Origin of the sequence: Lutimaribacter saemankumensis (genome assembly GCF_900100005.1) — a bacterium.
GTDB classification, from domain to species: domain Bacteria; phylum Pseudomonadota; class Alphaproteobacteria; order Rhodobacterales; family Rhodobacteraceae; genus Lutimaribacter; species Lutimaribacter saemankumensis.
Map to the genome: position 1 here is coordinate 171,030 of NZ_FNEB01000007.1, position 26,421 is coordinate 197,450.

Consider the following 26,421-nt stretch of genomic DNA (forward strand, 5'->3'; position numbering starts at 1 on the left):
CCGCGCCGATGATCTCATGCGGCGAAATAGTTCCGCAGAATACGGGTGTAGATGCCTTTCAACTGGTGCACCTGTTCGCTGGGCACGCGTTCGTCGACCTGGTGCATGAAGTGGCCGACCAGGCCGAATTCCACCACGGGGCAGTGGCTTTTGACGAACCGCGCATCCGAGGTGCCGCCCGTGGTGCTGAGCTCCGGCACGACGCCGGTCTCCGCCTCGACCGCCTTCGATACCAGATCGGACAGCGGCCCAGGCGGGGTCAGAAACGCCTCGCCCGAGATCTTGATCTGCATGTCGATGCCGACCCCGAATTCCTCGGCCACGCGATCCGTCTCCTGCTGCAGCCAGTCGGTCAGGCTTGCGCCGGTGTGGATGTCGTTGAACCGGATGTTCACTGCGCTGCGGCACCTGGCGGGTATGACGTTGGTCGCCGGGTTGCCGGTGTCGATGGTGACCACGGCCAGCGTCGAGGCGTCGAAATGTTCGGTGCCCTGATCCAGTTCGTGGCTGGCCAGACGGTCCATCAGCCGGGCCATCGCCGGTAGTGGGTTCCTGGCGCGGTGCGGATAGGCCGAATGCCCCTGCACGCCGGTAATCGTGAAATGCGCGTTCATCGACCCGCGCCGCCCGATCTTGATCATCTCGCCCATACGGTTCGGGCAGGTGGGTTCGCCGACAATGCACACGCTCATGCGTTCGCCCTGCGCCTCCATCCAGTCGAGCAAGGCCGTCGTGCCATCCACGGCATCGCCTTCCTCGTCGCCGGTGATTGCCAGGACGATCGCCCCGTCCGGTGGCGTGTCGCGCACGAAATCCACCGCGGCCGCGGCAAAGGCCGCAACACCCGATTTCATGTCGGTCGCGCCCCGGCCCCAGATCACGCCGTCGGCATCGACCTCGCCGGAAAACGGCGGTTTTGACCAGGCATCTGCGTCGCCTACGGGCACCACATCCGTATGCCCGTTGAATCCGAATGTCCGGCCATGCCCCTTGGCGCCCCAGCGCGCGAACAGGTTCGAAACGTCGCCGCGGTCGACACGGGCGCACGCGAACCCCGCCGCTTCCAGCAGGTCTTGCAGCAGTGCCAGCGCGCCGCCTTCTTCGGGCGTGACCGAGGGGCAGCGTATCAGACGGGCCGTCAGGTCGGCGGCATCGATCCGGTCGGGCAGGTCTTTTGGCATATGGGTCTCCTTGATGAGCTGCCTTGGCCTAGCGCGGAACGCGGGGCGAGGCAAATGTGACCAAAAAAACGCAAGAAAGGGGCAATCACGGGCTTTCGGTGTGCATAAAGGGTTAACAAAAAGAAAAAAATCGTGCTTATTCAAGCCAATGAAAAACCCAGAGGCAGGGTAAAGGCGCGAAAAAACCGGAAAACCGGACCCGCGCCAGACGAGCAGTTTACGGATTTTCCGCGCTTTGCGCGGCTGTCCCGTGTGCCCGGCCTCGACAGGATTGCGTGAGGCAGGTCAATGGTTGCGGGTGTTGAAATACCAATCGACAGAAACGCGTCCGCCGTTCAGATGGCGCAAGAAATTTTCGGCGACGGTGTCACAGTCGTCAGCGCGTCCTATACCGGTGATCGGGACTCGTCAGGTATCTACAGCGATGGCGACAGCATTTCGCCAGGTGTGACACCCGGAGATACCGGTGTGATGCTGTCCACCGGTGATTTGCGCAGCTTCACCAACAATTCGCGGTGGCAGTCGAACCTCAATTCGAACACGACCAGCTCCTCCAGCGGGCCGAACAACGTTGCCGAGTTCAACGCGGCAGCGGGATCGAACACATACGACGCGGCCTATCTGGACGTCGATTTCATTCCGACCGGCGACGTCATGACGATGCAGTTCGTCTTCGCCTCCGAGGAATATCCCGAATATGCAAACGGCGCCTACCAGGACTTCGTCGGTGTCTGGATCAACGGCACCCAGGTCGATCTTGAAGTCGGCGATGGCGACATCGATCCGAACAACCTGAATGCCGGTTCGAACGGTAACCTTTTCGTCGACAATACCGGCGATCAGTACAACACCGAGATGGACGGTTTCACCATCACCATGACGTTGACCATCCCGGTGAACGCAGGGCAGGTGAACTCGATCCGTATCGGTGTCGCGGACGTGGTCGACTCCAACTACGACTCGACGCTGTTGATCGCCGGAAACTCGGTTCAGACAACCCTGGTGGCGCAGGCCGACAGCGACTCGATCTATCCCAACGGGTCGGTCAATCTCGACGTGTTGGCCAATGACGTGAACTCCACCGGCGGCAGCCTGACGATCACGCATATCAACGGCCAGCCGGTCACCGCCGGAAGCACCATAACCCTGGGGTCCGGTCAGACTGTCACGCTCAACGCCGACGGCACACTGACCGCCACTGGCGACGGCGACATCGAAACCATCAACTTCACCTACACGGTCGAAAGCAGCACGGGTCAGAGCGACACCGGTTTCGTCACCATCGACTCGATCCCCTGTTTCGTCGCCGGTACGCTGATACGAACACCCACGGGCGATGTGCCCGTAGACTGGCTGGAGCCGGGCGATCCGGTGATGACGCGCGACGACGGCCCGCAACCGCTGCGCTGGATCGGGCGGCGCAAGGTTCAGGCCACAGGCGCGTTCGCCCCCATCTGCATTCGCGCGGGCACCTTTGGCACGCATCAGGAGCTTTGGGTCTCGCCCGAACACCGCATCCTCATACGCGACAGCCTTGCCGAGTTGATGTTCGGTGACTCCGAGGTTCTGGTCGCGGCCAAGCATCTTGTGAACGACAACTCGGTCCGCCGCATCGAAGGCGGCGATGTCGAATACATTCACCTCATGTTCGACCGGCAGCAGGTCGTGTTCTCCGAAGGGCTGGAAACCGAAAGCTTCCTGCCGGGGCCGCAAACCGCACGAAGCTTTGCCCCCGAGACCCTCGCCGAAATCTGCGCCCTCTTCCCCGAGCTCGATCCAGAAACGGGAGAAGGCTACAGCCCTGCCGCACGCAGAACACTGCGCGCCTACGAAGCGCAGCTGTGGCTTTCCGAAAGGAAGGTGGCCTGATGGCCTGGATTGCATTGGCCGACCACGCAGAGGCGCGGTTTTCGAAATCCGGGCTGGGATGTGATGCCGGGACCGCGTCGACCGCGCGCCTGGGCGACGACGGTTTGCTGGCGCGCGGCTCGGTGATGATCGAAACGCTCCTTGCGAGCGATGGCAGACCGCTGAGCCTGTTCAACTATCAGGGCGGATTCCCGTGGCAGTTCGGCCTGTCGGTGCAAGCTTTGCCCGGTGGCGGTGTCGCGCTGGTGACCGGGCTCGGAAACGACCGTCTTCATGCCGCCGCGACGCTCGAAGGCGTGACAGCCGGGGCGCCGTTGCGCGTGACCTATTCCTGGGACGCGCCCGCACGGTGGGCACGGCTGGCCCTGGAACATATCGGAACGGGCCACATCGCCATGACCGATCTGCGCGCGCCCATGCCCATGCCGCTGGCCGAGTTGCGGCACATGATATCCGAGCCGCGTTCGCGCGACATGGACAGGCATGTCAGGTTCATGGCCATTTCGACCGAGATCGAACCGATCGGTCCGATGCCCACGATGACTGCGCACCTGCCCATCGCGACTCCGAACGGGCAGACCGAAGTCTCGCAACTCAAGCGCGGCGATATCGTGCTGGGCAGCGATGGGTCTGGTGTGCCGGTGCTGCAAACCGTGCGGCGTGTCGTTCCTGCGCGCGGCTCGTTCAGGCCGATCCGCCTGCGCGCCCCTTACTTCGGGCTGCGGCGGGATATCCTCGTCGCGCCTGAGCAGCGGCTAATGCTCAGCGGGTCCGATGTCGAATACATGTTCGACCGGCCCTGCGTTCTGGTGCCGGCGCGTCACCTCGTGAACGGCGTGTCGGCGTTCTACGCGAACAGCGCGACGACCATCACCTATCACGACATCATCCTTCCCGGATGCGAAGCCGTGCGCGCCGCTGGGGCCGATCTGGAAACCATGTTCGTCGGGCGTATCCGGCGCAAGCCGGTGATGTTGAATGCCAGCCTTCTGGCCGAGTTCGACCGCAACCTGTTGCCCGAGCACGCGCTTTCCACCTATCCGGTGCTGCGCCCGTTCGAAGCGATCACACTGGCCGAAAACCGCGCCGCCTGATCAGTCGAAAAACGGGGTCATCTGCGCCACGATCACGGCATTCTCGGCCAATGCGCGATCCATCAGCGCGCGTTCTTCGTCGGGGATATCCTCGCCCGCATCCTGACGTTCGGCCAGCGTTCCGTGGCCGGTGACGTCGAGCGGTGCCATATCCGCCTGTTTGAGGATCGCCACCGTTTCGCGCACCGCCTCGGACTCGTCGACGCCCGAAGCATAGCAGATCAGCGCCGCGCCGGTGGATTTGTCGGGAAGCCCATCCCCGGCCTTGCGGCCCAGTTCGACGACCAGTGTATAGACCTGCTGCGGTTTCTTTTCCTTGGTCATGTCCCAACTGTCCCTGTGATCATGCGCAAACCGCGCGGTTTCGTGTCTTTACCGCGCGGTTTTCTGTGGCTTCTCGCCGACCGGCCCGCCAGCGGCCTTCCAGCCCGAGAACCCGTCGGTGATGTGGCTGACATTCGGCAGCCCCATCTCCTGCGCCACTTTTGCTGACAAGGCAGACCGCCAGCCCGATGCGCAATAGAAAACGAAACGGTTACCGGATTGGAACTGCGGCTTGGCATAGGGGCTTTCCGGGTCGATCCAGAACTCCAGCATGCCGCGCGGGCAGTGAAAGGCCCCTGGGATCATGCCGTCGCGCTCCAACTCGCGCGGGTCGCGCAGATCGACGAAGGTCACGCCCTCGGCGCCGTGCAGGTTCAGTAGGTCGGCTGCCGGTGCGTGGTCGATCACCTCGTTCGCGGCTGCCACCATGTCGGATACGCGTTTCATGTCATCTCTCCCTGCCTGTTTGCGCGCGTAACCATCTCAGAGCCGGGCGCAAAAGAAAACCGCCCGGACGCAGGGGCCGGGCGGTTTCGGAACGATTTGCGGGCTCAGTCGCGCAGCAGTTCGTTGATGCCGGTCTTGGAGCGCGTCTGTTCATCGACGCGTTTCACGATCACCGCGCAATAGAGGTTGATCCCGTTCTTCGACGGCATCGAGCCGGACACCACCACCGAATAGGGCGGCACCTCGCCATACATGACTTCGCCGGTTTCGCGGTCGACGATCTTGGTCGACTTACCGATATAGACCCCCATGCCCAGGACCGAGCCTTCGCGGATGATGCAGCCCTCGACCACCTCGGAGCGGGCGCCGATAAAGCAGTTGTCCTCGATGATCGTCGGCCCCGCCTGCATCGGTTCCAGCACGCCGCCGATGCCGACGCCGCCCGACAGATGCACACCCTTGCCGATCTGCGCGCAGCTGCCGACGGTCGCCCAGGTGTCGACCATCGTGCCCTCGTCGACATAGGCGCCCAGGTTGACGAAGGAGGGCATGAGCACCACGCCCGGCGCGATATAGGCCGATTTGCGAACGACGCAGTTGGGGACCGCGCGGAACCCGGCGGCGCGCCACTGGTTTTCACCCCAGCCGGCGAACTTGCTGTCCACCTTGTCCCACCAGCCGCCATCCTGCGGGCCGCCGGACTGGATTTCCATGTCCTTGATGCGGAAGCCCAGAAGAACCGCCTTTTTGGCCCACTGGTTCACATGCCAGTCGCCATTTTCGCGGCGCTCGGCCACGCGCAACTGGCCGCTATCCAGGGCGTTCAGCGTGTCTTCGATCGCCTCGCGGGTTTCGCCGGTCGTGGCGGGGGTGATGGTATCGCGTGCTTCCCACGCGGCTTCGATTGCAGCTTCGAGCTGGGCGTTGGACATCGTGGCTCTCCCTCGTGGCGCCTGTTGCGGTCTGACCAAGCGCTATAAGGGCAGCAGGGCGCGCGTGCAATGCGCGGGATTGGCCGCAGCTCCTGGCGGGTCAGCGCATGTTCCGCACGAGGTAGCCGTGACTGTGGCCGGGCATCGGTGTGCCAAAGCGGCGCATCAACCGCGTGTAGCTGAATCCAAGCTCGGACGCCTTTGCGACCTTGTCCCCGCAATCGAGCCGAAACAGCGCCAGGCCGCCACCGGATTCGCGAAAGGCAAAGCCCGTGTTTCGCGAGCGTCATCGGATCGAGTGCAACGGTCACTTGGGTCATGTTGCGCAGGCTGGCGCCTGCGCGGTTCATTCCAGGTTACTTCGCAAGCGGGTCCGGCGCGATATTGGCACCGCAGATCAGCACGGCAACGCGCTCGTCCGGTTGCGGTACATATGCGCCCGAGGTAAGGGCCGCCAGCGCGGTCGCCCCGGCAGGTTCGACCAGTTGGCGCGCGGATTTCCAAAGCGTCGCTTGCGCGGCGATGATCGCGTCATCGCTGACAAGTGCGCTTTCGATGCCCTGGCTGCTTGCCAGGTCGAAACAGATATTGCCGATCTGCCTGGCCCCCAACGCGTTGGCCGCGACGCCCGACACATCGACGGGAACCGGCCTGCCCGCCGCGAGGGCCGCGTTCAGGGTTGGTGCGCGTTCCGGTTCGACAGCCACGACCTTGCGCCGGCCCTGCAGCCAGGCCAGCGCGCCGCCGATCAGGCCACCGCCGCCCACCGCGATCAGGACGGTATCGGCCTGCAAGCCCTGGTCTTCCCATTCCGCCATGCAGGTTCCCTGTCCCGTTACCGTGGCGGGTGCGTCATAGGCGTGGATTTGCATGGCTCCTGTTGTCTCTTGCCATTCCGCGGCGCGGTCGGCGGCCTCGGCATAGGCACCGGGCACGACCACGAGGTCGGCGCCAAGGTCGCGGATCAGCGCGATTTTCGAAGGCCCGGCGATCTCGGGCACGTAGATGCGGGCATTGTGGCCCAATGCCCGCGCGGCATACGCCACGGCCGCGCCGTGGTTGCCGCCCGAGGCCGCGACAAGCCCGGCTTGGGGCACCGGGCCGGACAACAGCGTGTTGAACGCACCGCGCGCCTTGAAGCTGCCCGTGTGCTGCATCTGTTCCAGCTTGACCTCGACGGGGTAGGCAAGGCCAAGCCCGTCCAGCGTCCCGACGGGCGTGCGGCGCACATGGCCGGCGATGCGTTCCGCGGCTTTGGCGATCTCCGATTTCAAATCCATTCGGCGGCCCCTGTTCTGGCAAAGTTGCGCGAAACCCTATAGGGCTGGCGCAGACGCGCAACCCGAGGATTTTAGCAAGTGATGAAAGACGACCGCACCAGCCCGTTCCGCGATGCCGGCACCGACCGCACGACGGCGGCCGAGGTACCGGATACGCCTCAGACCCGTGCCCCGGCCTACCGTTTGGCGTTTGCCGACGATGAGTTCCTGTGCCGGGATGAATTGCGCCCTGTGCGCCTGCAGCTGGAATTGCTGAAGCCGCAGATGCTGCTTGATGAATACGGGGTTGAATCGACGGTTGTACTGTTCGGCGGCGCGCGCATCCCCAAGCCCGAAGACAAGGACAAGGCGCGCACCCAAACGCTGGCCGACCTGTCGTCCTATTACGAAGAGGCGCGTATCTTTGCCCGCCGCATCACCGAGACATCGCTGAAAGAGGGCGGGCACAAGAACATCATCTGCACGGGTGGTGGCCCCGGCGTGATGGAGGCGGGCAACCACGGTGCGGCCGAAGCCGGCGGCATTTCGATCGGCCTGAACATCGTGCTTCCGCACGAGCAGGCCCCGAACGAATTCGTGACGCCGGACTTGTGCTTCAACTTTCACTACTTTGCGATCCGCAAGATGCATTTCCTGATGCGCGCCAATGCGATCTGCATTTTCCCGGGCGGCTTCGGCACGCTGGACGAAATGTTCGAATCCCTCACCCTGATCCAGACCGGACGGATGCGGCGTGTGCCTTTCCTTCTGTTCGGGCGGGCGTTCTGGGAAAAGATCATCAACTGGGACGCGTTGAAGGACGCAGGCACCATCAGCCCCGACGATCTGGACCTTTTCCGCTTTGTCGAAACCGCGGACGAGGCGATTTCCATCATCGAAGGGTGGGGCGATACCAGCCCGCGTGGGGACATCCCCGGCAGGTGACGGGCGGAATGGTGCCGACTGGAACGCATTGCCCGTGAAGAGGCGTCGCCGGCTTCCTATCTGAGTGACAGGAAGCACAGGTAGGGAAGGCGCCCATGTCGGTCAGATCACGTTTCATAACGGCGGTTTTGTCTGCCGGGGTACTTGCGACCACGTTGATGGCCGCTGCCGCCCAGCATGAGGCCGCTGCCCTGCGCGGGGAATGGAGTGTCACGCAGATGGCCGGAACGGCTGTCGCCAACGATGCCGGGGTGACGATCCGTTTCGATGACGCCGGGGGCGTTTCCGGCCGTGGCGCGTGCAACCGATACACCGGCGGATACGAGGTGACATCTGACCGGCTGACGATCGGCCCGCTTGCGATGACCAGAATGGCCTGCGCGGGCGACCTCATGGCTATTGAAACGACATTTGCCGAAGCGATGGACAACGTGGCGCACGGCGTCGTCGACGATGCGGGCATGCTGACTCTGTCGGATGCCGAAGGGCGTGCCCTGATCGTGGCGGAACCTGCGGCAGATTAGGCGGCTGGGCGTTCCAGCGGCAGATCGCAAAGTTCGACGCCCCGGCCAAGCGTCACCAGCTTGAAGCAATCGATCTCCTTGCGCAGGTCATAGCCATACCCTGCAAGGCGGTGCCGCCATTCGCGATCCGAAAGGCACTTCTGTCGCTCGCCGGTGACGAATTCCCTGATTTCCCGATCGACGATCTTTTCGTTGCCAACAACCATGTCCTCTACCCTCTCAATTGCTGTCAGTAGAGAGACAGTCGACAGGCAACGTGACTTTTATTGTTCACGATTGGGGAAATTTCGGGGCGCGTGGCCGGGATTGTTGACGTTTCTTCAATCCTTGCGTGTATCCTGCCGTACCGCAGGGATTTGTGCCGCATGTTCGCGCCGGGCGCTGGCGGCGACGACAAGGGCCCGGAACAAAGCGCGCTGTCGCCTGGCATAAAACAGGTGTTCCGGGTGCCATTGCACGCCAATGGCAAAGGGATCGACCACCCGTTCAATCGCCTGGATCATGCCGCCTTCGTCCAGTGCGGCAACGCGCAAGTCGTCACCCAGATGGTCGACGGCCTGGGTATGCAAGGCATTCACGCGCATCGGCTGCGTGCCGCTTAGCCTGGCGAGGCGCGTGTTCGGTTCGATCAGGACCGTTTTGCGCGGCAGAATGGTCCGAATGAAACGGCTGCCGCGATAGACGCCATAGGCATCCTGGTGGAGCGTGCCACCAAGCACCACGTTGAGCATCTGGCTGCCGCGGCAAATCCCAAGAACCGGTGTGCCGTGGCTCAAAGCCTTGTCGATCAGGCATTTTTCCAGGTCATCGCGATCCGGGTCGAGCCGGGCCGATGCGACCAGCTTACCCCCGTAAAGGTCGGGCGAAATGTCGTCGCCGCCACCGATGATGACGCCGTCCACCTCCGCGATTTCAGCGTCGCGCCCGGCGCCCCAGCGCACGGCGCGGCCACCGGCAAGCCATATGTTGAAGGCGACAAGGGGAAACACACGCCACCCCGAGCGGTTGGACGTCGTGACGCCGATAACTGGACGGGTCATGCCGATATCCCGGCGTCCCCGAGTATGGCGCCGGACCGTTCCGCCCAGCTTTGCCGGGACAGTGTGACTGTGCCGTGATCGTCCTGCCATTCCTGGCCAAGCCGGGTCAGCAGGGCATCGTCAGCCGCAACCTTTTCAACCGCGACCCAACGGTCCCATTCGGTCGGCAGGCCCCATTCGGCCTCGTCGATCCGGCAATCGGGCAAGCGAAAGTGAAATGCGGGTCGGGCCGATGTGGAATCATCGACCTTCTCGGTCACTTTTTTCGGGTCGAAATGTGCAAAGATAGGCAACATGTCCAAACCGAAGTTTCGGGATGGGCAGTGATCGAGATAAAGCGTGATCAGGTCGGCCAGTTCGATGTTCTGCCCTGCATCGATCAGGTCACGGACGAAAGCCGTGGGATATGGATCGGTAAAGGGCAGTACGCGACGGGTTTCATCAATCGGCATAGCACTGCGCAGCCAGTCTTCGATCAGGGCGTAGGCAAGCAGCGGGCGGTGGATGTCTCCGACCCGATCCGAGGCGATCTGGATGTTGAAATGGATGCCGAACCCAAAGAAGACGCCCGCCCCGCTGCCTTTCGCTCCGTCTTGGCGCAAGGCGGCCACGAGATCCTGAAGATGGGGCATCTGATCCATGCGGATCGGATCGGTGACGACCTCGACGGGGATGACTTCGCGTCCCAACTTCAGCAGTTCGTCGCGCAGCGCGCTCTGGTCGAATTTGCGCAGCGAAGTATCGAGATAGACTTCGAGATCACCGATCGCGGTGTCTTCAATTGTCCAGAACGGTCCGTCACCCTGCCGGGCAGACCCGCCCAAAGTCTCTTTCACGATACTGGCCACCCGGTCTTCGGGCAGGCCGGCGAACTCGATCTCGACACCGACAAGGCGCGGTTTGCCGTCCTCGGCATTCGGGTTGGGCAGGGGGGTGAAGCTGTCCATAAGTATCAGCTCTGCAGCCCCGCCTCGGCCTCGATCTGGGCGCGCGACTTTCGGGCGCGTTCCGTTGCGGACTTGAGCTGCCCGCAGGCGGCCATGATGTCTTCGCCCCGCGGTGTGCGGATCGGGCTGGCATATCCCGCCTTGTAGATGATGTCGGCGAATTTTTCGATCCGGTCCCAATCCGAACGTTCATAGGGTGCGCCCGGCCATTCGTTGAACGGGATCAGGTTGATCTTGGCCGGGATGCCCTTGATCAGCTGGATCAGGCGGCGCGCATCGGCGTCCGTGTCGTTCACGCCTTTCAGCATCACGTATTCAAAGGTGATCCGCTCGCTGTTCGATGCCTTGGGATACTCGCGCAGTGCCCCGAGAAGAGTTTCGATATTCCAGCGCTTGTTGATCGGCACCAGCTTGTCGCGCACCTCGTCGGTGGTGGCGTGAAAGCTGACCGCCAGCATGCAGCCGATTTCCTCTGCGCAGCGGGCGATTTCGGGCACGACACCCGAAGTCGACAGCGTGATCCGGCGGCGGCTGAGGCTGATGCCCTCACCATCCATCGCGATCTTCATCGCATCGCGCACGTTTTCGAAATTGTAGAGCGGTTCGCCCATGCCCATCAGCACGATGTTCGACAACAGACGCGGGCGCTGGCCCATGCCTTCGCCCTGTTCGGGCCATTCACCCAGGTCGTCGCGTGCCAGCATGATCTGACCCACGATTTCGCCTGCGGTCAGGTTGCGCACAAGTTTCTGCGTTCCGGTGTGGCAGAACGAGCAGGTCAGCGTGCAGCCCACCTGCGACGAGATGCAAAGCGTGCCCCGGTCTTCTTCAGGGATGTAGACGACCTCGACCTCGTGGCCGCCGTTGATGCGGACCAGATACTTGCGGGTGCCATCGAGACTGACATTCTTGCTGACGATTTCGGGCACTTCGATCGTGAAATGCCTGGCAAGTTTCGCCCGGTAATCCTTGGCGAGGTTCGTCATCGCATCGAAATCGCGAACGCCCCAGAAATAGACCCACTGCCAGATCTGGTTGACCCGCATCTTTGCCTGCTTTTCAGGCGTACCGATGTCGATAAGGGCGGCGCGCAGCTGGTCGCGCGTCAGGCCGACGATGTTCGTCGGCCCGTCGGGCAGCTTGCGGGGAATGGTCATCACGTCCTGCGTGATCGGGGCGGTCGGTTTATCGGTCATGTCGCGCGGTTTTCCTGAATCAGGGCGGCGTCCTACAGGAAATCGTACCGTATGACAAAGGATTCAAGTAGTGCGGACATGACCGGGTGCCAGTGCGGCGCCCTAACCCAACGCGTCTTCGGCCGCTTTCGCGACGCGCAGGATGCGATCCTCTTGCATGGGCGCGCCCATCAGCATGATGCCGCAGCTCGGTGTGCCGGTCGGCAGCGTCACGGCGCAAAGCCCCATCAGATTGCCTGCCCGCGTGTTGCGCAGCGTCAGCAGGTTTTCGGTGACGAAATAGTCGGGTTCGGTCTCCAGCCGTTTCACGTCGGGTGGCAGGTTCGGCGTCGACGGACACATCACCGCGTCGAACCCGGCCATGCGCGCAGCCCAGGTGGCCCTGTATTGTTCAAGCTTGATCCATGCTTCGACATAGTCCGGGCCCGAGAAATTCGCGCCTGCCCGGAATCGTTCGCGCACCTGGTCATGCATGAGATCGGGGGCCGCTTCGATCTTTTCGCGCCAGCGGCCATAAGCCTCGGCGGTATAAAGGACAGGGGCCAGTGTCATCGCTTCGGCCAGTTCGGGGGCTTCGACGGTTTCGACCGTTGCGCCTGCCTTGCGCAGGCGTTCGACGGCGGCGTGATAGGCGGCCAGCGGCGTGTCGCGCACATCCTGCATGACGCTGGTCTGCAGCGCGGCAAGGCGCATGCCCTTCAGGCTGGTATCGTCGAGATCGGCCACGCGGCCGCCTTCCATTGCTGCCAGCAGCAGGGCGGCATCCTCGACCGTGCGGCAGAGCGGGCCGACCGTGTCGAATTTTTCAGCCAGCGGAACCACACCTTCGAGCGATAGCCGCGTCGCGGTCGTTTTCAGGCCGACAAGATCGTTCCAGGCGGCGGGGACGCGGACCGACCCGCCGGTGTCGCTGCCGATGCCGGCCACGGCCAGGCCAAAGGCGACCGATGTCGCTGCCCCCGACGACGAACCTCCCGGCGCAAGCGCGGGGTCATTCACGTTGGGGGGCGTTGCGGTCACCGGATTCACGCCCAGCCCGGAAAACGCCAGCTCGGTCATGTGCGTCTTGCCCAGGCACACCAGCCCGTTCGCGGTGGCATTGCGCAGAACGCGCGCATCGCGTTGCGGCACACGGCCTTTCAGCAGGGCGCTGCCCGCCTCGGTCGCGGTGCCGGCGGTGTCGAACAGGTCTTTCCAGCTGATCGGCACACCATCGAGCAGCGAACGCCGCAGGCCCAGCTTGGCACGCTCGCGGGCAGCGCCTGCCTCGGCCATGGCGCGATCCGGCATCGTGCGTGCATAGATGCGGTCGCGGTATTCATGCCCGTCGATTGCATCGAGATAGCTTTGTGTCAGTTCCAAAGGGTCGATGTCGCCCGCACCGATACCACGCCCCAGATCGGCGGCGCTCATCTTCAGCCAATCGCTCATGTCCCACTCCCGCTTGCCAAGATTTGACGCGACGGTAGCGGCAGAGGGGCGCATGGACAATCCCGTCTGCACACGCATATTTGGGGCATGACATATGACAGCGATATCCTGATTGTCGGCGGTGGCCTGAATGGGCCGGCATTGGCGTCGGCCGCGGCGCAGGCAGGGCTGTCGTCGACGGTCGTTGATGCCCAGCCCGAGACCACGCTGACCGATGCCGATTTCGACGGGCGCGCCTATGCGCTGGCGCTGGGTTCCGTGCGGATGTTGCGCAAGCTGGGGCTATGGGATGCCGTTTCCGAACACGCCCAGCCCATGCTGGAAATCAAGGTTAGCGATGGCCGCGCGGGCGAGGGGCCGCTATCGCCGTTTTTCCTGCATTTCGATCATGCCGAGATCGAGGAAGGCCCGATGGGCCACATGCTGGAAGACCGGTACCTGCGCCGGGCCCTGATCGAGGCGATGGCCGCAAACCCCGGGATTACCGTGCTGAACGGCGAAACGGTCACCGCGCAACAGGCGGATGCCCATGGCGTCGGCGTGACGCTTGCATCGGGCCGGACCCTGACCGCGAAGTTGTTGGTGGGGGCGGATGGCCGCGCATCGGGAACGGCGGCACGGGCCGGCATACGCCGCACCGGATGGGATTACGGTCAGACTGCGCTGGTCTGTGCGATCGAGCATGAAAAGCCCCACGGTGGCGTTGCGCACCAGTTCTTCATGCCGCCGGGGCCTTTGGCGATCTTGCCGCTGCCGGGGAACCGGTCGTCGATCGTCTGGTCGGAAACACACGAAACCGCCGCGCGGTTCATGGCGCTGGACGATGCCGGTTTCCTCGAGGTGCTGCGCCCGCGTTTCGGGGATTTCCTGGGCGAGATCGCGCTGGCCGGAAAGCGGTTTTCCTATCCGCTGAACCTGACCGTCGCGAACAGCTTTGCCGGTGACCGGCTGGCCCTGATCGGGGACGCGGCGCATGGCATGCATCCGATTGCGGGGCAGGGATTGAACGCGGGCTTTCGGGATGTCGCCGCGCTGGCCCAGGTTCTATCCGAAGCGCGCCAACGGGGCGAGGATATCGGAACCTCTCCGGTTTTGGACCGTTACCAGGGGTGGCGGCGGTTCGACACTGCAACACTGGCGATGACGACCGACCTGACAAACCGGCTGTTTTCGAACGACAACCCGCTGTTGCGCTTTGCCCGCGACCTGGGAATGGGGGCTGTAAATGCCATGCCGGGCTTGCGCCGTGGTCTGATCCGTGAGGCCGCCGGGCTGACCGGCGATCTGCCCGATCTCATGCGCGGCTGATCTGACGCTGCGTCACACCGAGCCCTCTGGCATTTGCCCCTTATCTGCGCTTTGCTGCGCGCAAAGCGAACAGAAAGGGGAACACCATGTATCAGGTTGTAGGTGGCGTACAGAGCCGTGCCTTTCGCGTCATGTGGACGCTGGAAGAACTGGGCCAGAACTACGATCATATCGAGTGCAAGCCGCATTCGCCCGAAGCGATGGCCGCCAACCCGTCGGGCAAGATCCCCGCATTGCGCGTGGATGACGACGTTCTGACGGATTCGACGGCGATCATCACCTACCTGGCGGACAAGCACGGGGCGCTGACGCATCCGGCGGGCACCATCGCGCGGGCGCGTCAGGACGGGCTTTTGCACATGATCCTCGATGAAATCGACGCGGTTCTGTGGACCGCTGCAAGGCACACTTTCGTGCTGCCCGAGGAACGGCGGCTGCCTGAAATTAAGGAGTCGCTGCGTTGGGAATTCGAACGGAACGCCAAGCGTCTGGCCGATCGCATCGAAGGGCCGTTCCTGATGGGCGAGACCATGACGATCGCCGATATCGTCGCCGCGCATTGCCTGAACTGGGCCTATTCCGCCAAGTTCCCGCTCGATGACGAGCGCCTGCTTGCCTACGGCAAGGCAATGCGCGGGCGCGACGCGTTCAAGCGCGCTGCAAGCCGCTAGGGGATTGCGCCGCGGGCTTTGCCCGCGTCGCCCGGGCAGGGGGCGCTGCCCCCTCTGGGCCTGCGGCCCATTCACCCCCGGGATATTTTCGGAAAGAGAAAGATCAGGGGCTGTATTGCGCCGCGTGTTTTCCGGCCCACAGGCCCGTTGCGAAACACGCGGTCAGCAGATAGCCGCCTGTCGGGGCCTCCCAGTCCAGCATTTCGCCGGCGGCGAACGTCCCGGGGCGTCCGCGCAGCATCAGGCCTTCGTCCAGAGCATCGAAACTTAGCCCGCCAGCCGTCGAAATCGCCTCGTCCATCGGGCGCAGCGTGGCGTTGCGGATGGGCAGGGATTTCACGTTTTGCACCCACTCCGTTTGCGGCAGGGGGCCTGCGCCTTTCGTCATCTCGAAGAACAGCGCGATCTTGGCTGGTGGAAGTTTCAGCCCATTCTTGAGCCAGTGCGACACCCCCTTTTTCGCGGTTTTAGGCAGGCGCGCCGAAAGCTTTTCAAGGGAAAGATCGGGAACAAGATCGACGGACAGGGGCGCGCCTTCGCGCAGCGCGGGGGTCAGGGAATACAGCCCGCCGCCTTCCAGTCCGCGCGCCGAGATCACCGCCTCGCCCCGCGAAGCGAGGGTGCCGGCACGCCATTCGACCGATTTCAGAGGTGCGCCGAAATGTGCGGTCATGTGATCCGTCCACGGTACGGCAATCGCGGCGTTCGACGGTTGGAACGGCACGGTGCCGGGCGTCCAGCCGGCCCAGGCGCCATCCGAGCCGAGGCGCGCCCAGCTGGCCCCGCCACAGGCCAGAACGGTGACGGCGGGCGTCACCGCGCGCGGGCCCTCGGGTGTATCGAAGGTCACGGCGTCGCCGTCCCACCCGGTCCAGCGCCAGCGGCGTTGCAGGGTCACGCCCAAGTCCCCCAGTCGCGCCATCCATGCGCGCAAGAGCGGCGATGCCTTAATGGCGGTCGGAAAGACGCGGCCCGTCGAGCCGGTGAAGAGCGCCTGCCCCAGGCCGCTGGCCCAGGCCTGCACCTCGGCCGGGCCGAAGGCCGCGATCATCGGTTCAAGCAGAGGGGCCGCCTTGCCATAGGCCGCAAGGAAGGTGTCGAACGGTTCGTCCTTGGTCAGGTTCAGGCCCGATTTTCCCGCCATCAGGAATTTGCGGGCCGGGGAGGGCATTGCCTCGGCGATCGTGACCTTGCGGCCTGCCCTTGCCAGAGCTTCGGCGGCCATCAGCCCGGCGGGGCCGGCCCCTATGACCAGCGCATCGGTCATGCCGCGTCGACTGGCGCCGCGCCTTTGATTTCGACCACGCGATGCGGATAGGGGATTTCGATGCCATTGTCCCTGAGCGCGTTCCAGATCGCGAACAGAACCTGGCTGGTATACTTGTTGCGCCCGTCGTCGATTCCGTTGACCCAGAATTCGCAGCAGAAATCGACGCCCGAGTCGCCGAAACCGCGCAGCTCGCAGTCGGGGCCTTCGGGATTCTGAAGAACGAAGGGCAGGGCGGACACCGCCTTTTCAATGATGTCGGGCACGGTGTTGATATCGGTGTCGTAGGACACGCTGAACGGTGCCTCGTAGCGGTTCGCGCTGCCGGCGTCGGAATAGTTGACCACGCGGGTGACGATGAAATCCTCGTTCGGGACAACGATCCAGCGGCCGTCGAAGGTTTCCAGGATCGCGGCGCGCGCCGTCATCTTGACGATTGTGCCAGCCTCGCCGCCGTCCAGTTCGACATAGTCGCCGACCGTCGCCTGCCCTTCCAGCAGCAGAATGACGCCCGAGATGAAGTTCGACGCGATTTTCTGCAGGCCGAAGCCAAGCCCGACGCCGATCGCGCCGCCCAGCACGGCAAGCGAAGTCAGCGAAATCCCCATGATGTTCATCAGGATCAGAAAGGCAGCACCGAAGATCGCGATCTCGGCCGTCTTTTCCGCCAGTTGCCGGGTGGCGGGCCGCATCTCTTCCTGTTTCTTGATGAACTCGCCGGTCTGGTCGTTCGACCAGCGTCCCAGCCAGAAGATGACGCCACCCACGACGATGAACTGGATCAGCCAAAGTAGGTCGAAAGACAGATCGCCCAGCGGGACTACGGTGCCGCGCAACCAGCCGGTGACCTCGTCCAGCAGCCCCAGGGCATAGACCGCGCCGACCGGGATCAGAACGAACTTGCCCAACAGCCGCAGCAGCGGGTCGGTCAGGATGTCACGTGCGAAGGCGCGGATCGCGAGGAACAGAAAGATCCGTTTGCCAAAAGCGATGACCGCCCCTGATCCGAAAACGGACCGCGTGACGGTTTCGCCGGCGCCTGCCAGCACATAGGCCAGAAGGGGCACCATGAGTGGCAGGAACGTCAGAACCAGCCGCCGCACCCTGGCCAGAGGCGTTGACTGCTCAGGCGCGGGTGTCAGCAAATGCGTGAGTATCGGGCGCAAACGGCGGGCCAGGAAAAACGCGGCCACATAGGCCACGACGATCAATGCGAATTGCGACCATGCGGCGGGGCTGATCAGCCAGTCGCGCGCCAGATCCAAGCCTTGCTGCGCATAACCCGCAGCCTGCTGCACGACGGGAGGCTGCGTTTGCAGCCAGTCCTGATCCAGCCAGTTCATCACCCGATACCCCTTGCCAATCGTGCAGTTTAGCCCATTCTCTTGCCCCGATGGGCATTGCGACACAAGAGGCAGCCGGGGCGGTCGGACCGATTTGCGCGCTTTGCGGACGGGAAATTCCACCCGACGTGCCGCAATCGCTGCACCACCTCGTTCCAAAGCTGAAGGGCGGTAAGGGTGGGCCGACCGTTTTGCTGCATCACATCTGCCACAAGGAAATTCACGCCACCCTGACCGAGACCGAACTCGCGCGTGAGTTCAACTCGCCCGAGGCGCTGCGTGCCCATCCCCGCCTGGCAAAATTCATTGCCTGGGTCGCCAAGCGCCCGCCGGGTTTCCTTTCGAAGACAAACGGCGGACGGCGCAAGCGATAGGCTATCCTGTGCGGCACATGTCCTTGATCGCGCGGGCGATCTCGGGCCGTGCGGAAAGCGTGTCGGCGGCCAGGTCGCGGGCTGTTTGCAGCAGCTCTTCGGGGGCCACGATCCGGTCGATCAGGCCAAAGGCATAGGCCTCGTCCGTCGTGATCTTTTGGCCGCCCATGAGGATCAGCTTTGCCCGCGCGGGTCCCACCAGCGCAGCCAGCCGGCCGGGATCGGAGGGTTGCGGCAGGTAGCCCAGCTTCATCACCGGGTAAAAGAACTTTGCCCCCGGCACCGCGATCCGCAGGTCGCAGGCTAGCGCCATCCCGTTCGAGCCGCCGGCAAGTGTCCCGTTCATTGCGGCGATGGTCAGTCCCGGCAGCGCGGCAATGGCCGTCGAAAGCCTTTCCCACAGGGGCGAGGCCGCAAGTCCGGCCTTGGCTGCATCCAGATCGGCACCGGCGCTGAAAACCTTGCCTTTCCCGGTCAGGATCAGCGCGCGCGCCTCGCCCGCGCTTTCCGCGATCTCGCATAGGTGCTCGAGCATCTCAGGCGTCAGCGAATTGGCCTTGTCCGGCCGGTTCAGGGTCACGATCCAAAGATCGCCGTCTTTTTCCAGTTCGATCATCGGCTCAGTCCCAGTCTTTTGCGGATGCTTTCGTCACGCAGCGATATCTCTTGCCCCAACCAGTCGTCGGCGTCGGGGGTACACATCCAAAGCAGGCACTGCGCGGGCCATTCGGGCGGGATGTGGTCGGACCAGTCAAGCTGACTGACCGGGTTGATGCCGGTCGCCTTGATTTCGCGCTGCATCTGGGTGGCCACGGTGCCGGGTGAAAGGCCCATGATGCGCAGCCCCTTGTCGCGACCTTCCATGTCGGCGCAGCGGGTCAGCATGGCAGCGCCTGCCTTGGAGCTGCAATAGTGGCTCCAGCCTTCCAGCGGGCTGTGTGCCGCGCCCGAACTGATCGTGATGATCGTGCCGCCGCCTGCGGACTGCATCACGGGCATCGCCGCGCGCATCCCGTGAAACACACCCTTTAGGTTGATGTCGATGGCGCGACCCCAGCCTTCCGGGTCCGCATCGGCGAGGTGCGACACCGGTTCGATAACGCCGGCATTGCCGATCAGGATATCGAGACCGCCAAATGTGGACAGCGCCGCCTGAACCGCCGTGTCGACCTGCGCGAAATCCGCAACATCGCACGGTACGGCCAGCGCCTGCGGGCCGATCTCGGCCGCGATGCGCCGGATGTCGTCAATTCCGCGTGCCGTCAGCACCACATTGGCGCCTTCAGCTGCGAACAGGCGGGCCGTGGCCTCGCCGATGCCGCGGCTTGCGCCGGTGATGAGTGCCGTTTTTCCTGACAGGGTGCCCATGACGCAGTCTCCTTCCCGCTTTTGTCTTGTGGTAAACTGCCCATCCGGCGCGGTCCAGCCTGCAGACCCTTGACCGCGCCGGAGCGAAGGCAGAAGCTGTTGGCGGATTTTTGAAAGGGATGGCAATGACATTTGCAAGGTATTTTAGAGGGGCTGCCACGGTTGCGGGCCTGTGCATGGGGACAACCGCACTGGCAGACGTGACGGCGGGGCAGGTCTGGGGCGATTTCAAAAGCTATCTTCAGGGGTTCGGCTATGAGATCACGGCCGATGAAACCCAAACCGGCGATGGCCTGACCGTATCCAATGTCACCATGGTCATGGAAATGCCCGAAGGCGCCGGCACGGCGCGCGTTACGGTTCCCGAACTCAGCTTTTCGGAAACCGGCGATGGTTCGGTTGAAATGACCATGCCCAACATGTCGACCACGACCTACAACGTGGATGTTGAGGGCGAGGGTGACTCCAGTGGTGAAATCGACGTTGTCCAGAATGACTTCGTGATGCTGGTGTCCGGTTCGCCGGGTGACATGGTTTACAACTACAGCGCCACCGACATGCAGATGGCGTTCAAGAACCTGATGGTCGACGGCAAGCCGGTCGATGTGGCTGTCGCGCGTGTCGAAATGCGCAATCTCGAAGGGCAGAGCAACTCCAAGGTCACCGACCTGCGGCGTACAGAGCAAACAATGCGGGCCGGGTCGATGGGATACGACATCGACATGGCCGACCCCGAAGGCGGAAGCGGGCGCCTGGTGATGAAGGGCGCAGTTTCGGCGATCGAGTTTGCGGGAACCGCGACCACGCCGACCGAAGCCGTCGACACCAACGACATGAATGCCATGCTGGAATCCGGGTTCGGCGTCGAAGGCAATTTCACCCATTCGGGCAGCACGACCGAATTCAGCTTTGACGAAGACGCGTCCACCGTGTCCGGCACCGTCGTTTCGAAGTCGGGTTCGCTGGGTGTGCGCATGGATGCCGGACAGCTTGGATATACCGTCGGGTCGAACGACGTAACGCTGAATGTCACGTCCTCGGACCTGCCTTTCCCGGTCGAGATGGCCATGGCGGACAGCCAGCTTAAATTCGAGATGCCGGTAACGCCGAGCGAAGATCCGCAGGATTTCGCCCTGGCTATCAAACTTGGCGATTTCGTCATGTCTGACATGATCTGGTCGATGTTCGATCCCGCCGGTCAACTGCCGCGCGATCCGGCCACAATCGCGGTCGATCTGACGGGCACCGCCAGGCTGGACGCGCCGATCATGGATCCGGAGGCGATGGAGAGCGCCGAAGCACCGGGCGAACTGCGCACCCTGACGATTGGCGATCTGGTGCTGCGTCTTGCCGGGGCCGAGTTGACGGGCGCCGGAGATTTCACTTTCGACAACTCCGACACCAGCACATTCGATGGCATGCCGCGTCCCGAAGGCGCGCTGAACCTGAAACTGGTCGGAGGTAACACGCTGCTCGACACGCTGGTTGCCATGGGGTTCGTCCCGCAGGAACAGGCGACGGGCGTACGCATGATGATGGGGCTTTTCGCCGTTCCGGGCGAGGGGGAAGACACGCTTACCTCTCGGATCGAAGTGAACGAACAGGGGCATGTTCTGGCCAACGGCCAACGCCTGCGCTGAACGCCTGACATTTCGGAAAACGGGCTGTCGGAGCCGGCGGCCCGTTTTTTCATGGTCTTGTGCATCGGGCTTTCGGGCTCTACCTGATAGCCAGTTCTGACTTGGAAAGAAAAACGGCATGTCCGAAAGTTTGCGGGTTCTTTGCGATGATCTTCTGGCGGCGGCGAAACGCGCAGGGGCCGATGCGGCGGATACCATCGCCCTTGCAGGTACTTCGGTATCGATCGACGTGCGCGCGGGCGCACTCGAACAGGCGGAACGGTCAGAAGGCGCCGACATCGGACTGCGGGTTTTCGTCGGTCAGAGGCAGGCAAACGTTTCGGCGTCGGACACGCGGCCGGAAACCCTTGCCGAAATGGCCGAACGCGCGGTCGCAATGGCCCGAGAGGCGCCGGCCGACCCCTATGCGGGGCTGGCCGATCCCGAACAGCTGGTCCGTGATCCCGACATCGCGGCGTTGGAGCTGGCGGACCCGGCACCCGAGCCTGCGCCCGAGACACTGAGGGACGATGCGCTGACAGCCGAAGCGGCGGCGATGGCCGTCAATGGGGTGACGCAGGTGCAGGGCGCCCACGCCGGATATGGTCGAACGGATGTTTGGCTGGCCGCCACGAACGGGTTTTCCAACGGCTACACCCGCACCCAGCGCAGCCTCTCGGCCGTTGCCATCGCCGGCACCGGAACCGGTATGGAACGCGACCATGACGGCGACAGCCGGATCTTTCAGGACGATCTCCGCAGCGCCGAAGAAATCGGGCGTATCGCGGGCGAACGCGCCGTGGCCGCCCTGGGCGCGCGCAAACCGCCGACAGGCCGGTATCCGGTCATGTATGACGAGCGTATTTCAGCCTCTCTGATCGGGCATCTTCTGTCTGCGTCGAACGGGGCGTCGATCGCGCGCGGCGCATCCTGGTTGCGCGATGCGCTGGGCCAGCAGGTTCTTCCCGCGCACCTGTCGCTGATCGAAGATCCGCATCGCCCGCGCGCGACAGCCTCGCGTCCCTTCGATGCCGAGGGTCTGCCGACGCGCCGCCGCGCCATCGTGGAAAACGGAGTTCTGACAGGTTGGACACTGGACCTCGCGACCGGGCGCAAACTGGGCATGCCCTCGACCGGCAACGCCGCGCGCGGCACCTCCTCGCCGCCCAGTCCAAGCACCTGGAATGTCGCGCTGACGCAAGGCGACAGAACGCACGAAGACTTGTTGCGCGACATGGGCACCGGGCTGCTGATCACGTCGATGATCGGATCGACCATCAACCCCAACACAGGCGACTATTCGCGCGGGGCCAGCGGGTTCTGGGTAGAGAACGGCGAGATCGCCTATCCCGTGAATGAATGCACCGTTGCAGGAAATCTGCGCGACATGCTGATGTCGATCGTTCCCGCAAATGATGCCCGTCCCTGGCTGTCGCGCGTCGTTCCGTCCTTGCTGGTCGAAGGGATGACCCTTGCCGGCGCATGATATGGAACTTCTGGTCGAGGCTGCCCGTGCCGCCGGTGAGGTGGCGCTTGGGTATGTCGGCCAAGATCTCGATGTCGAACACAAGCCTGGTGGCGCAGGGCCTGTTACGGACGCCGACCACGCGGTCAACGCAAAACTGTATGATGTCTTGCGCAAGGCGCGCCCGGACTATGGCTGGTTGTCCGAAGAGTCCGAGGACACCCCGTCCCGGATGCAAACCGAGCGCACCTTTATCGTCGATCCGATCGACGGAACGCGCAGCTTCATCGAAGGGTCGGGGTCTTGGGCGCATTCGCTCGCCGTGGTCGAACGCGGACGTGCCGTGGCTGCCGCTATTTTCCTGCCGGTGAAACAAAAGCTTTATTCGGCGGCGCTCGGGCATGGTGCGTTTCTGAACGGCCAGCCGATCCGGGCATCGCGGCGGACCCGGCTGTCGGGGGCGAGCATCGTTGCGGCAAAGCCGAACTACGATGCAAGCAACTGGCGCGGCCCGGTTCCCGATGTGCATCGCACATACCGGCCTTCGCTGGCCTACCGCCTTGCTCTGGTCGCCGAAGGCCGCTTTGACGCGATGTTGACCCTGCGCCCCAGTTGGGAATGGGACATTGCAGCCGGCGCCCTGATCCTTTCCGAGGCCGGCGCGGAAGTGACGGATCGTACGGGCGAGCGGTTGCGGTTCAACAATGCCCACCCGCAGGTCAACGGCGTCGTCGCCGCCGGCCCCGCGCTACACCGCCAACTTCAGGATAAGTTGGCGAAGTGGCCGGCGTGATATGCGGCATCCGTCCGTCCATTGTATGACCCGAACGCAACGCCTACCCTGCATATGACGCAAGTAAGGAGTGATCCCGATATGTTCCGTGGTCAGTGCAGGACATGCTTGATCGATACGGTGACGCGCATCCCGAAGTGCGCGGAAAGGGATGGACGGTGATGGCAAGATCGCTGGGGCTTGCAGCCTATCTTGCGCTGAGCGCGCGGCGAAAGGCCGAACCATACAGGCCCGTACAGGCGCGTGGGTCCGGCCCGCTGGTCTGGGGGCATGCAACCTCTGCTTCGGATGCCAGATCCCTGGCGCGATTGTTCGAGCGTTTGCGCCAGGCCCGACCGGAAGTTCAGTTTCTCGTGACGCATTTGTCAGAAGTCTCGTTGCCTGACGAAATCGGCATGCACTATCGTGTCGAACCCGTTCCTGCCGAAAATCGGGATGCAATTCTGAACTTTCTGGAACACTGGCTGCCGGACATTTGCATCTGGACGCGCGGTCACCTGCGCCCCGCGCTGATCCACGCGGCCTCGGATCGGGGCGTCGCCATGTTTCTGGCGAACACGCGGGACGACGCGCTTGAATTCCGAAGCCTTCGTTGGCTGCCGGATCTCGTCCGGCGCACCTTGGGTGTGTTCGACATGGTCTTTGCCTGTGACGGGGCCGTGCGCAACAGGCTGACCCGGCTGGGCGTGTCGCCAGATGATATCGTGGTTTCGGGCGCATTGCAGGAAGGCGGTGCCGCACTGCCCTGTGACGATGCCGCGTGCGAAAACCTGAGCAGTGCGCTGGGTGGTCGGCCGGTCTGGCTGGCCGCGCGCATCCAGGCCGACGAACTGCCGATTGTCACCGAAGCGCACCGCGCGGCGCTGGGGTTTGCCCACAGGCTGTTGCTGGTGATCGTGCCGGACGATGCCGAACAGGAACCCGGTTTTGCCGCTGCCCTGGATCAGGAGGGATGGCGTGTTGCGCGCTGGGCCAAGGGTGAAACACCAGGCGAGACAACGCAGATCCTGCTGGCCGATGGTGTTGAAGAATTGGGGCTTTGGTATCGGATCGCCCCGGTGAGTTTCATCGGAAGCTCGGTGATCCCCGGTGCGGGCGGTCGTGACCCTTATGAGTCGGCCGCGCTTGGTTCCGCCATCCTTTATGGCCCGAATGTCAGCCGCCACCTCGGCGCCTACTCCCGGCTTGCCGCGGCAGGGGCGGCGCGTATCGTCAAGGATGCTGCGACGCTTGGCGCGGCGGTATCGCAGTTGATCGCGCCGGACCGGGCGGCGCAAATGGCCCACGCCGCATGGGAAGTGATTTCGGACGGGGCCGAGGTGACGGACCGCCTTTTGGCGCTGATCGAGGACACGCTCGATCTTGTGGAGGCCGAGGGATGATGCGCGCGCCAGGATTTTGGTTCACTGCTCCTGACCGGCCGGCGATACAGGCAAGGGTGCTTTCGCCGCTTGGCAGGCTTTATGCACACGCCACTGCACGGCGTCTGGCGAAAGGGGCCGGCGCACGGATGGATGTCCCGGTGATCTGCGTCGGAAACATCAACGCGGGCGGAACCGGAAAGACACCGACCGTGATCGCGGTGATCGAGATGCTGCGCGACCTGCATATAGAACCGCACGTCGTATCGCGGGGATACGGTGGATCGCTCGAAGGCCCAATCGAGGTCGATCCATCGCGGCACAGCGCAAAACATGTGGGCGACGAGCCCTTGTTGCTTGCGGCATTCGCGCGCGTCTGGGTCGCGCGGGATCGTGCAGCAGGTGCGCGGGCCGCGCAGGAGGCGGGTGCGCAAGCCATCGTGCTGGACGACGGGTTCCAGAACCCGTCGATTGTTCAGGATCTCAAACTCGTCGTGGTCGATGCCGCCAAGGGGTTCGGAAACGGGAGGTGCCTTCCGGCCGGGCCATTGCGCGAACCGGTCGACACCGGCCTGGCAAGGGCCGATGTCCTTTTGTCGATCGGCGGGGACGATGCGCAAGCGCAGTTCGATGCGCTTTGGGGGCACGCGATCCACATCCCGCATCTGCGCGGCACGCTGGAGCCACTGCACACAGGCATGGACTGGTCCGATACACCTTTCCTGGCCTTCGCCGGTATCGGTCATCCCGAAAAGTTTTTCGCCACCTTGCGCGGTCTGGGCGCAACGCTTGTCCGGGCCGAGGCGCTGGAGGATCACCAGCCGCTGACGCGCACCCTGATGACCCGGCTGGAAAACGAGGCGAAAGTCAGGGGGGCACAGCTGGTAACCACCGAAAAGGACGCGGTGCGTCTGCCTGCTGACTTCCGCATGAAGGTGATCACCCTGCCGGTGCGGCTTGGATTCTCGGACGATGCGCCGTTGCGTGCAGCGCTGGCAAAGCTGTTCTAGCGCGCGAGCATCCGCAGACCCTGCGTCACATCCGACCGCACCGCAAGCCGTAGGCCCGGCTCATCCCCGGCCTTGAGGGCAGACAGGATCAGACGGTGATTGTGCGGCGGTTCCTTCTGGCGAAGACGTCCGTACAGCGCCCGCATCGTCGGCCCAAGCTGAAGCCAGACGGTTTCCGCCATCGCCAGCATCGCCGGCGCCTGCGCGCGAAGATAGAGCGCACGATGAAATTCAAGATTGGTGCGGATGTAGCCCACGGCATCCTGTTTCGCGATCATTTCGGATACGGTGCCATTGATCGCCGTCATCCGTTCGATCAGCGCCATGTGTGCGCGCGGCAAAGCGCGGCTGGCCAGTTCGACTTCGATCAGCGATCGCAGCGCTGCAAGCTCCTCGATCCGGTCGTTGCTCAATTCCGGTGTCGAAACACGGCCGGAGCTGGACAGGGTCAACGCCCCTTCGGCGACCAGCCTGCGAACCGCTTCGCGGGCGGGCGTCATCGATACGCCGAATTCGGTACCGATGCCGCGGAGCGTTAATGCCTGGCCCGGTGCCATCTCGCCATGCATGATGCGGGTCCGCAGCCCGCGATAAACGCGGTCATGGGCGGCAGGAGCCGGATCGGGGCGGGTGTTCATCAGCATGGTCTATCT

27 protein-coding genes are annotated in these 26,421 nt (G+C 63.6%); 12 read left to right on the plus strand and 15 right to left on the minus strand.

From position 1 onward, the window contains the following. Positions 1-14: 14 nt before the first annotated feature. On the minus strand, positions 15-1,181 hold the full coding sequence (gene dapE, locus BLT50_RS13985; protein WP_090029324.1) for a succinyl-diaminopimelate desuccinylase: 1,167 nt from the start codon (positions 1,179-1,181) through the stop codon (positions 15-17). A gap of 288 nt (positions 1,182-1,469) precedes the next feature. Here dapE and BLT50_RS13990 point away from each other — a divergent pair, with 288 nt between their 5' ends. Continuing rightward, on the plus strand, positions 1,470-3,050 hold the full coding sequence (locus BLT50_RS13990; RefSeq protein ID WP_090029325.1) for a Hint domain-containing protein: 1,581 nt from the start codon (positions 1,470-1,472) through the stop codon (positions 3,048-3,050). Further along, positions 3,050-4,144 carry a Hint domain-containing protein gene (locus tag BLT50_RS13995; RefSeq protein WP_090029326.1) on the plus strand — a complete coding sequence of 365 codons (1,095 nt, stop codon included), beginning with the start codon at positions 3,050-3,052 and terminating at the stop codon, positions 4,142-4,144. The genes BLT50_RS13990 and BLT50_RS13995 overlap by 1 nt, the downstream gene beginning before the upstream one ends. Here BLT50_RS13995 and BLT50_RS14000 read toward each other — a convergent pair whose 3' ends face one another. From BLT50_RS14000 to BLT50_RS14015, 4 genes are all read right to left on the minus strand, one after another. Then, complete coding sequence (locus tag BLT50_RS14000) at positions 4,145-4,468, minus strand: hypothetical protein (RefSeq protein WP_090029327.1); 324 nt, start codon at positions 4,466-4,468, stop codon at positions 4,145-4,147. Between the two features lie 48 nt (positions 4,469-4,516). Further along, positions 4,517-4,915 carry a rhodanese-like domain-containing protein gene (locus BLT50_RS14005; RefSeq protein ID WP_090029328.1) on the minus strand — a complete coding sequence of 133 codons (399 nt, stop codon included), beginning with the start codon at positions 4,913-4,915 and terminating at the stop codon, positions 4,517-4,519. A gap of 104 nt (positions 4,916-5,019) precedes the next feature. Continuing rightward, on the minus strand, positions 5,020-5,847 hold the full coding sequence (gene dapD / locus BLT50_RS14010; protein ID WP_090029329.1) for a 2,3,4,5-tetrahydropyridine-2,6-dicarboxylate N-succinyltransferase: 828 nt from the start codon (positions 5,845-5,847) through the stop codon (positions 5,020-5,022). Positions 5,848-6,203: 356 nt separating this feature from the next. Next, on the minus strand, positions 6,204-7,127 hold the full coding sequence (locus BLT50_RS14015) for a threonine/serine dehydratase (protein ID WP_090029330.1): 924 nt from the start codon (positions 7,125-7,127) through the stop codon (positions 6,204-6,206). An 81-nt stretch (positions 7,128-7,208) separates the two neighbouring features. Between BLT50_RS14015 and BLT50_RS14020 the strand changes: the two genes are divergently transcribed. Next, on the plus strand, positions 7,209-8,051 hold the full coding sequence (locus tag BLT50_RS14020) for an LOG family protein (protein ID WP_090029331.1): 843 nt from the start codon (positions 7,209-7,211) through the stop codon (positions 8,049-8,051). A gap of 95 nt (positions 8,052-8,146) precedes the next feature. Continuing rightward, positions 8,147-8,575, plus strand: a complete 429-nt coding sequence (locus BLT50_RS14025; protein WP_090029332.1) for an META domain-containing protein — start codon at positions 8,147-8,149, stop codon at positions 8,573-8,575. Here the strand turns inward: BLT50_RS14025 and BLT50_RS14030 are convergent. The 5 genes from BLT50_RS14030 to BLT50_RS14050 form a co-directional block, all read right to left on the minus strand. Next, entirely contained in the window at positions 8,572-8,781 is a 210-nt protein-coding gene (locus tag BLT50_RS14030; RefSeq protein ID WP_090029333.1) for a hypothetical protein, read from the minus strand. The genes BLT50_RS14025 and BLT50_RS14030 overlap by 4 nt on opposite strands. Before the next feature lie 114 nt (positions 8,782-8,895). Beyond that, positions 8,896-9,615: a gamma-glutamyl-gamma-aminobutyrate hydrolase family protein gene (locus BLT50_RS14035; RefSeq protein WP_090029334.1), complete on the minus strand. Its 720-nt coding sequence runs from the start codon at positions 9,613-9,615 to the stop codon at positions 8,896-8,898. Further along, complete coding sequence (locus BLT50_RS14040) at positions 9,612-10,562, minus strand: amidoligase family protein (protein ID WP_090029335.1); 951 nt, start codon at positions 10,560-10,562, stop codon at positions 9,612-9,614. Before BLT50_RS14040 ends, BLT50_RS14035 begins: the two co-directional genes overlap by 4 nt. A 5-nt stretch (positions 10,563-10,567) precedes the next feature. Continuing rightward, positions 10,568-11,758: a dual-specificity RNA methyltransferase RlmN gene (gene rlmN, locus BLT50_RS14045; protein WP_090029336.1), complete on the minus strand. Its 1,191-nt coding sequence runs from the start codon at positions 11,756-11,758 to the stop codon at positions 10,568-10,570. Positions 11,759-11,860: 102 nt separating this feature from the next. After that, the gene (locus BLT50_RS14050; RefSeq protein ID WP_090029337.1) at positions 11,861-13,189 is read right to left on the minus strand and encodes an amidase; all 1,329 of its coding nucleotides are present in this window, start codon (positions 13,187-13,189) and stop codon (positions 11,861-11,863) included. A gap of 87 nt (positions 13,190-13,276) precedes the next feature. On the opposite strand from BLT50_RS14050, the gene BLT50_RS14055 reads away from it, so the two are divergent. Then, positions 13,277-14,497 carry an FAD-dependent monooxygenase gene (locus BLT50_RS14055; RefSeq protein ID WP_090029338.1) on the plus strand — a complete coding sequence of 407 codons (1,221 nt, stop codon included), beginning with the start codon at positions 13,277-13,279 and terminating at the stop codon, positions 14,495-14,497. Positions 14,498-14,583: 86 nt separating this feature from the next. Then, a complete protein-coding gene (locus BLT50_RS14060) occupies positions 14,584-15,168 on the plus strand; it encodes a glutathione S-transferase family protein (protein WP_090029339.1) in 585 nt (194 codons plus the stop codon). A gap of 103 nt (positions 15,169-15,271) precedes the next feature. Here the strand turns inward: BLT50_RS14060 and BLT50_RS14065 are convergent, their stop codons facing one another. Beyond that, the gene (locus tag BLT50_RS14065) at positions 15,272-16,435 is read right to left on the minus strand and encodes a TIGR03862 family flavoprotein (protein ID WP_090029340.1); all 1,164 of its coding nucleotides are present in this window, start codon (positions 16,433-16,435) and stop codon (positions 15,272-15,274) included. Continuing rightward, positions 16,432-17,778, minus strand: a complete 1,347-nt coding sequence (locus BLT50_RS14070) for a mechanosensitive ion channel family protein (RefSeq protein ID WP_090029341.1) — start codon at positions 17,776-17,778, stop codon at positions 16,432-16,434. The genes BLT50_RS14065 and BLT50_RS14070 overlap by 4 nt, the downstream gene beginning before the upstream one ends. 50 nt (positions 17,779-17,828) lie before the next feature. Here BLT50_RS14070 and BLT50_RS14075 point away from each other — a divergent pair, with 50 nt between their 5' ends. Then, positions 17,829-18,152 (plus strand): HNH endonuclease, encoded by a 324-nt coding sequence (locus tag BLT50_RS14075; RefSeq protein WP_090029342.1) that lies wholly within the window; start codon positions 17,829-17,831, stop codon positions 18,150-18,152. A 1-nt stretch (position 18,153) separates the two neighbouring features. Here BLT50_RS14075 and BLT50_RS14080 read toward each other — a convergent pair whose 3' ends face one another. After that, positions 18,154-18,768: an enoyl-CoA hydratase/isomerase family protein gene (locus BLT50_RS14080; RefSeq protein ID WP_090029343.1), complete on the minus strand. Its 615-nt coding sequence runs from the start codon at positions 18,766-18,768 to the stop codon at positions 18,154-18,156. Further along, complete coding sequence (locus BLT50_RS14085; protein WP_090029344.1) at positions 18,765-19,520, minus strand: SDR family oxidoreductase; 756 nt, start codon at positions 19,518-19,520, stop codon at positions 18,765-18,767. The genes BLT50_RS14080 and BLT50_RS14085 overlap by 4 nt, the downstream gene beginning before the upstream one ends. A 176-nt stretch (positions 19,521-19,696) precedes the next feature. On the opposite strand from BLT50_RS14085, the gene BLT50_RS14090 reads away from it, so the two are divergent. The 5 genes from BLT50_RS14090 to lpxK all read left to right on the plus strand — a co-directional run bounded on the left by BLT50_RS14090 (position 19,697) and on the right by lpxK (position 25,768). Next, positions 19,697-21,160: a DUF2125 domain-containing protein gene (locus BLT50_RS14090; protein WP_175491482.1), complete on the plus strand. Its 1,464-nt coding sequence runs from the start codon at positions 19,697-19,699 to the stop codon at positions 21,158-21,160. Between the two features lie 118 nt (positions 21,161-21,278). Next, the gene (locus BLT50_RS14095) at positions 21,279-22,625 is read left to right on the plus strand and encodes a TldD/PmbA family protein (RefSeq protein ID WP_090029346.1); all 1,347 of its coding nucleotides are present in this window, start codon (positions 21,279-21,281) and stop codon (positions 22,623-22,625) included. Continuing rightward, positions 22,612-23,397 carry an inositol monophosphatase family protein gene (locus BLT50_RS14100; protein ID WP_090029347.1) on the plus strand — a complete coding sequence of 262 codons (786 nt, stop codon included), beginning with the start codon at positions 22,612-22,614 and terminating at the stop codon, positions 23,395-23,397. The genes BLT50_RS14095 and BLT50_RS14100 overlap by 14 nt, the downstream gene beginning before the upstream one ends. Before the next feature lie 104 nt (positions 23,398-23,501). Further along, positions 23,502-24,779 carry a 3-deoxy-D-manno-octulosonic acid transferase gene (locus tag BLT50_RS14105; protein ID WP_090029348.1) on the plus strand — a complete coding sequence of 426 codons (1,278 nt, stop codon included), beginning with the start codon at positions 23,502-23,504 and terminating at the stop codon, positions 24,777-24,779. Beyond that, complete coding sequence (lpxK, locus tag BLT50_RS14110) at positions 24,779-25,768, plus strand: tetraacyldisaccharide 4'-kinase (RefSeq protein ID WP_175491483.1); 990 nt, start codon at positions 24,779-24,781, stop codon at positions 25,766-25,768. The genes BLT50_RS14105 and lpxK overlap by 1 nt, the downstream gene beginning before the upstream one ends. Here lpxK and BLT50_RS14115 read toward each other — a convergent pair. Beyond that, positions 25,765-26,412: a GntR family transcriptional regulator gene (locus BLT50_RS14115; protein ID WP_090029350.1), complete on the minus strand. Its 648-nt coding sequence runs from the start codon at positions 26,410-26,412 to the stop codon at positions 25,765-25,767. The two genes, lpxK and BLT50_RS14115, sit on opposite strands and share 4 nt — an antisense overlap. Positions 26,413-26,421 lie beyond the last annotated feature (9 nt).

Coding starts and splice junctions, on each gene's coding strand:
- BLT50_RS14015 (WP_090029330.1), bottom strand. CDS start 7,127: ATGGATTTGAAATCGGAGATCGCCAAAGCCGCGGAACGCATCGCCGGC.
- BLT50_RS14060 (WP_090029339.1), top strand. CDS start 14,584: ATGTATCAGGTTGTAGGTGGCGTACAGAGCCGTGCCTTTCGCGTCATG.
- BLT50_RS14055 (WP_090029338.1), top strand. CDS start 13,277: ATGACATATGACAGCGATATCCTGATTGTCGGCGGTGGCCTGAATGGG.
- BLT50_RS14050 (WP_090029337.1), bottom strand. CDS start 13,189: ATGAGCGATTGGCTGAAGATGAGCGCCGCCGATCTGGGGCGTGGTATC.
- BLT50_RS14020 (WP_090029331.1), top strand. CDS start 7,209: ATGAAAGACGACCGCACCAGCCCGTTCCGCGATGCCGGCACCGACCGC.
- BLT50_RS14030 (WP_090029333.1), bottom strand. CDS start 8,781: ATGGTTGTTGGCAACGAAAAGATCGTCGATCGGGAAATCAGGGAATTC.
- BLT50_RS14035 (WP_090029334.1), bottom strand. CDS start 9,615: ATGACCCGTCCAGTTATCGGCGTCACGACGTCCAACCGCTCGGGGTGG.
- BLT50_RS14095 (WP_090029346.1), top strand. CDS start 21,279: ATGTCCGAAAGTTTGCGGGTTCTTTGCGATGATCTTCTGGCGGCGGCG.
- dapD (WP_090029329.1), bottom strand. CDS start 5,847: ATGTCCAACGCCCAGCTCGAAGCTGCAATCGAAGCCGCGTGGGAAGCA.
- BLT50_RS14080 (WP_090029343.1), bottom strand. CDS start 18,768: ATGATCGAACTGGAAAAAGACGGCGATCTTTGGATCGTGACCCTGAAC.
- BLT50_RS14005 (WP_090029328.1), bottom strand. CDS start 4,915: ATGAAACGCGTATCCGACATGGTGGCAGCCGCGAACGAGGTGATCGAC.
- BLT50_RS14040 (WP_090029335.1), bottom strand. CDS start 10,562: ATGGACAGCTTCACCCCCCTGCCCAACCCGAATGCCGAGGACGGCAAA.
- dapE (WP_090029324.1), bottom strand. CDS start 1,181: ATGCCAAAAGACCTGCCCGACCGGATCGATGCCGCCGACCTGACGGCC.
- BLT50_RS14090 (WP_175491482.1), top strand. CDS start 19,697: ATGGGGACAACCGCACTGGCAGACGTGACGGCGGGGCAGGTCTGGGGC.
- BLT50_RS14065 (WP_090029340.1), bottom strand. CDS start 16,435: ATGACCGATGCGCTGGTCATAGGGGCCGGCCCCGCCGGGCTGATGGCC.
- BLT50_RS14025 (WP_090029332.1), top strand. CDS start 8,147: ATGTCGGTCAGATCACGTTTCATAACGGCGGTTTTGTCTGCCGGGGTA.
- BLT50_RS14000 (WP_090029327.1), bottom strand. CDS start 4,468: ATGACCAAGGAAAAGAAACCGCAGCAGGTCTATACACTGGTCGTCGAA.
- BLT50_RS14070 (WP_090029341.1), bottom strand. CDS start 17,778: ATGAACTGGCTGGATCAGGACTGGCTGCAAACGCAGCCTCCCGTCGTG.
- BLT50_RS13990 (WP_090029325.1), top strand. CDS start 1,470: ATGGTTGCGGGTGTTGAAATACCAATCGACAGAAACGCGTCCGCCGTT.
- BLT50_RS14085 (WP_090029344.1), bottom strand. CDS start 19,520: ATGGGCACCCTGTCAGGAAAAACGGCACTCATCACCGGCGCAAGCCGC.
- BLT50_RS14075 (WP_090029342.1), top strand. CDS start 17,829: ATGGGCATTGCGACACAAGAGGCAGCCGGGGCGGTCGGACCGATTTGC.
- lpxK (WP_175491483.1), top strand. CDS start 24,779: ATGCGCGCGCCAGGATTTTGGTTCACTGCTCCTGACCGGCCGGCGATA.
- BLT50_RS14115 (WP_090029350.1), bottom strand. CDS start 26,412: ATGCTGATGAACACCCGCCCCGATCCGGCTCCTGCCGCCCATGACCGC.
- rlmN (WP_090029336.1), bottom strand. CDS start 11,758: ATGACCGATAAACCGACCGCCCCGATCACGCAGGACGTGATGACCATT.
- BLT50_RS13995 (WP_090029326.1), top strand. CDS start 3,050: ATGGCCTGGATTGCATTGGCCGACCACGCAGAGGCGCGGTTTTCGAAA.
- BLT50_RS14105 (WP_090029348.1), top strand. CDS start 23,502: ATGCTTGATCGATACGGTGACGCGCATCCCGAAGTGCGCGGAAAGGGA.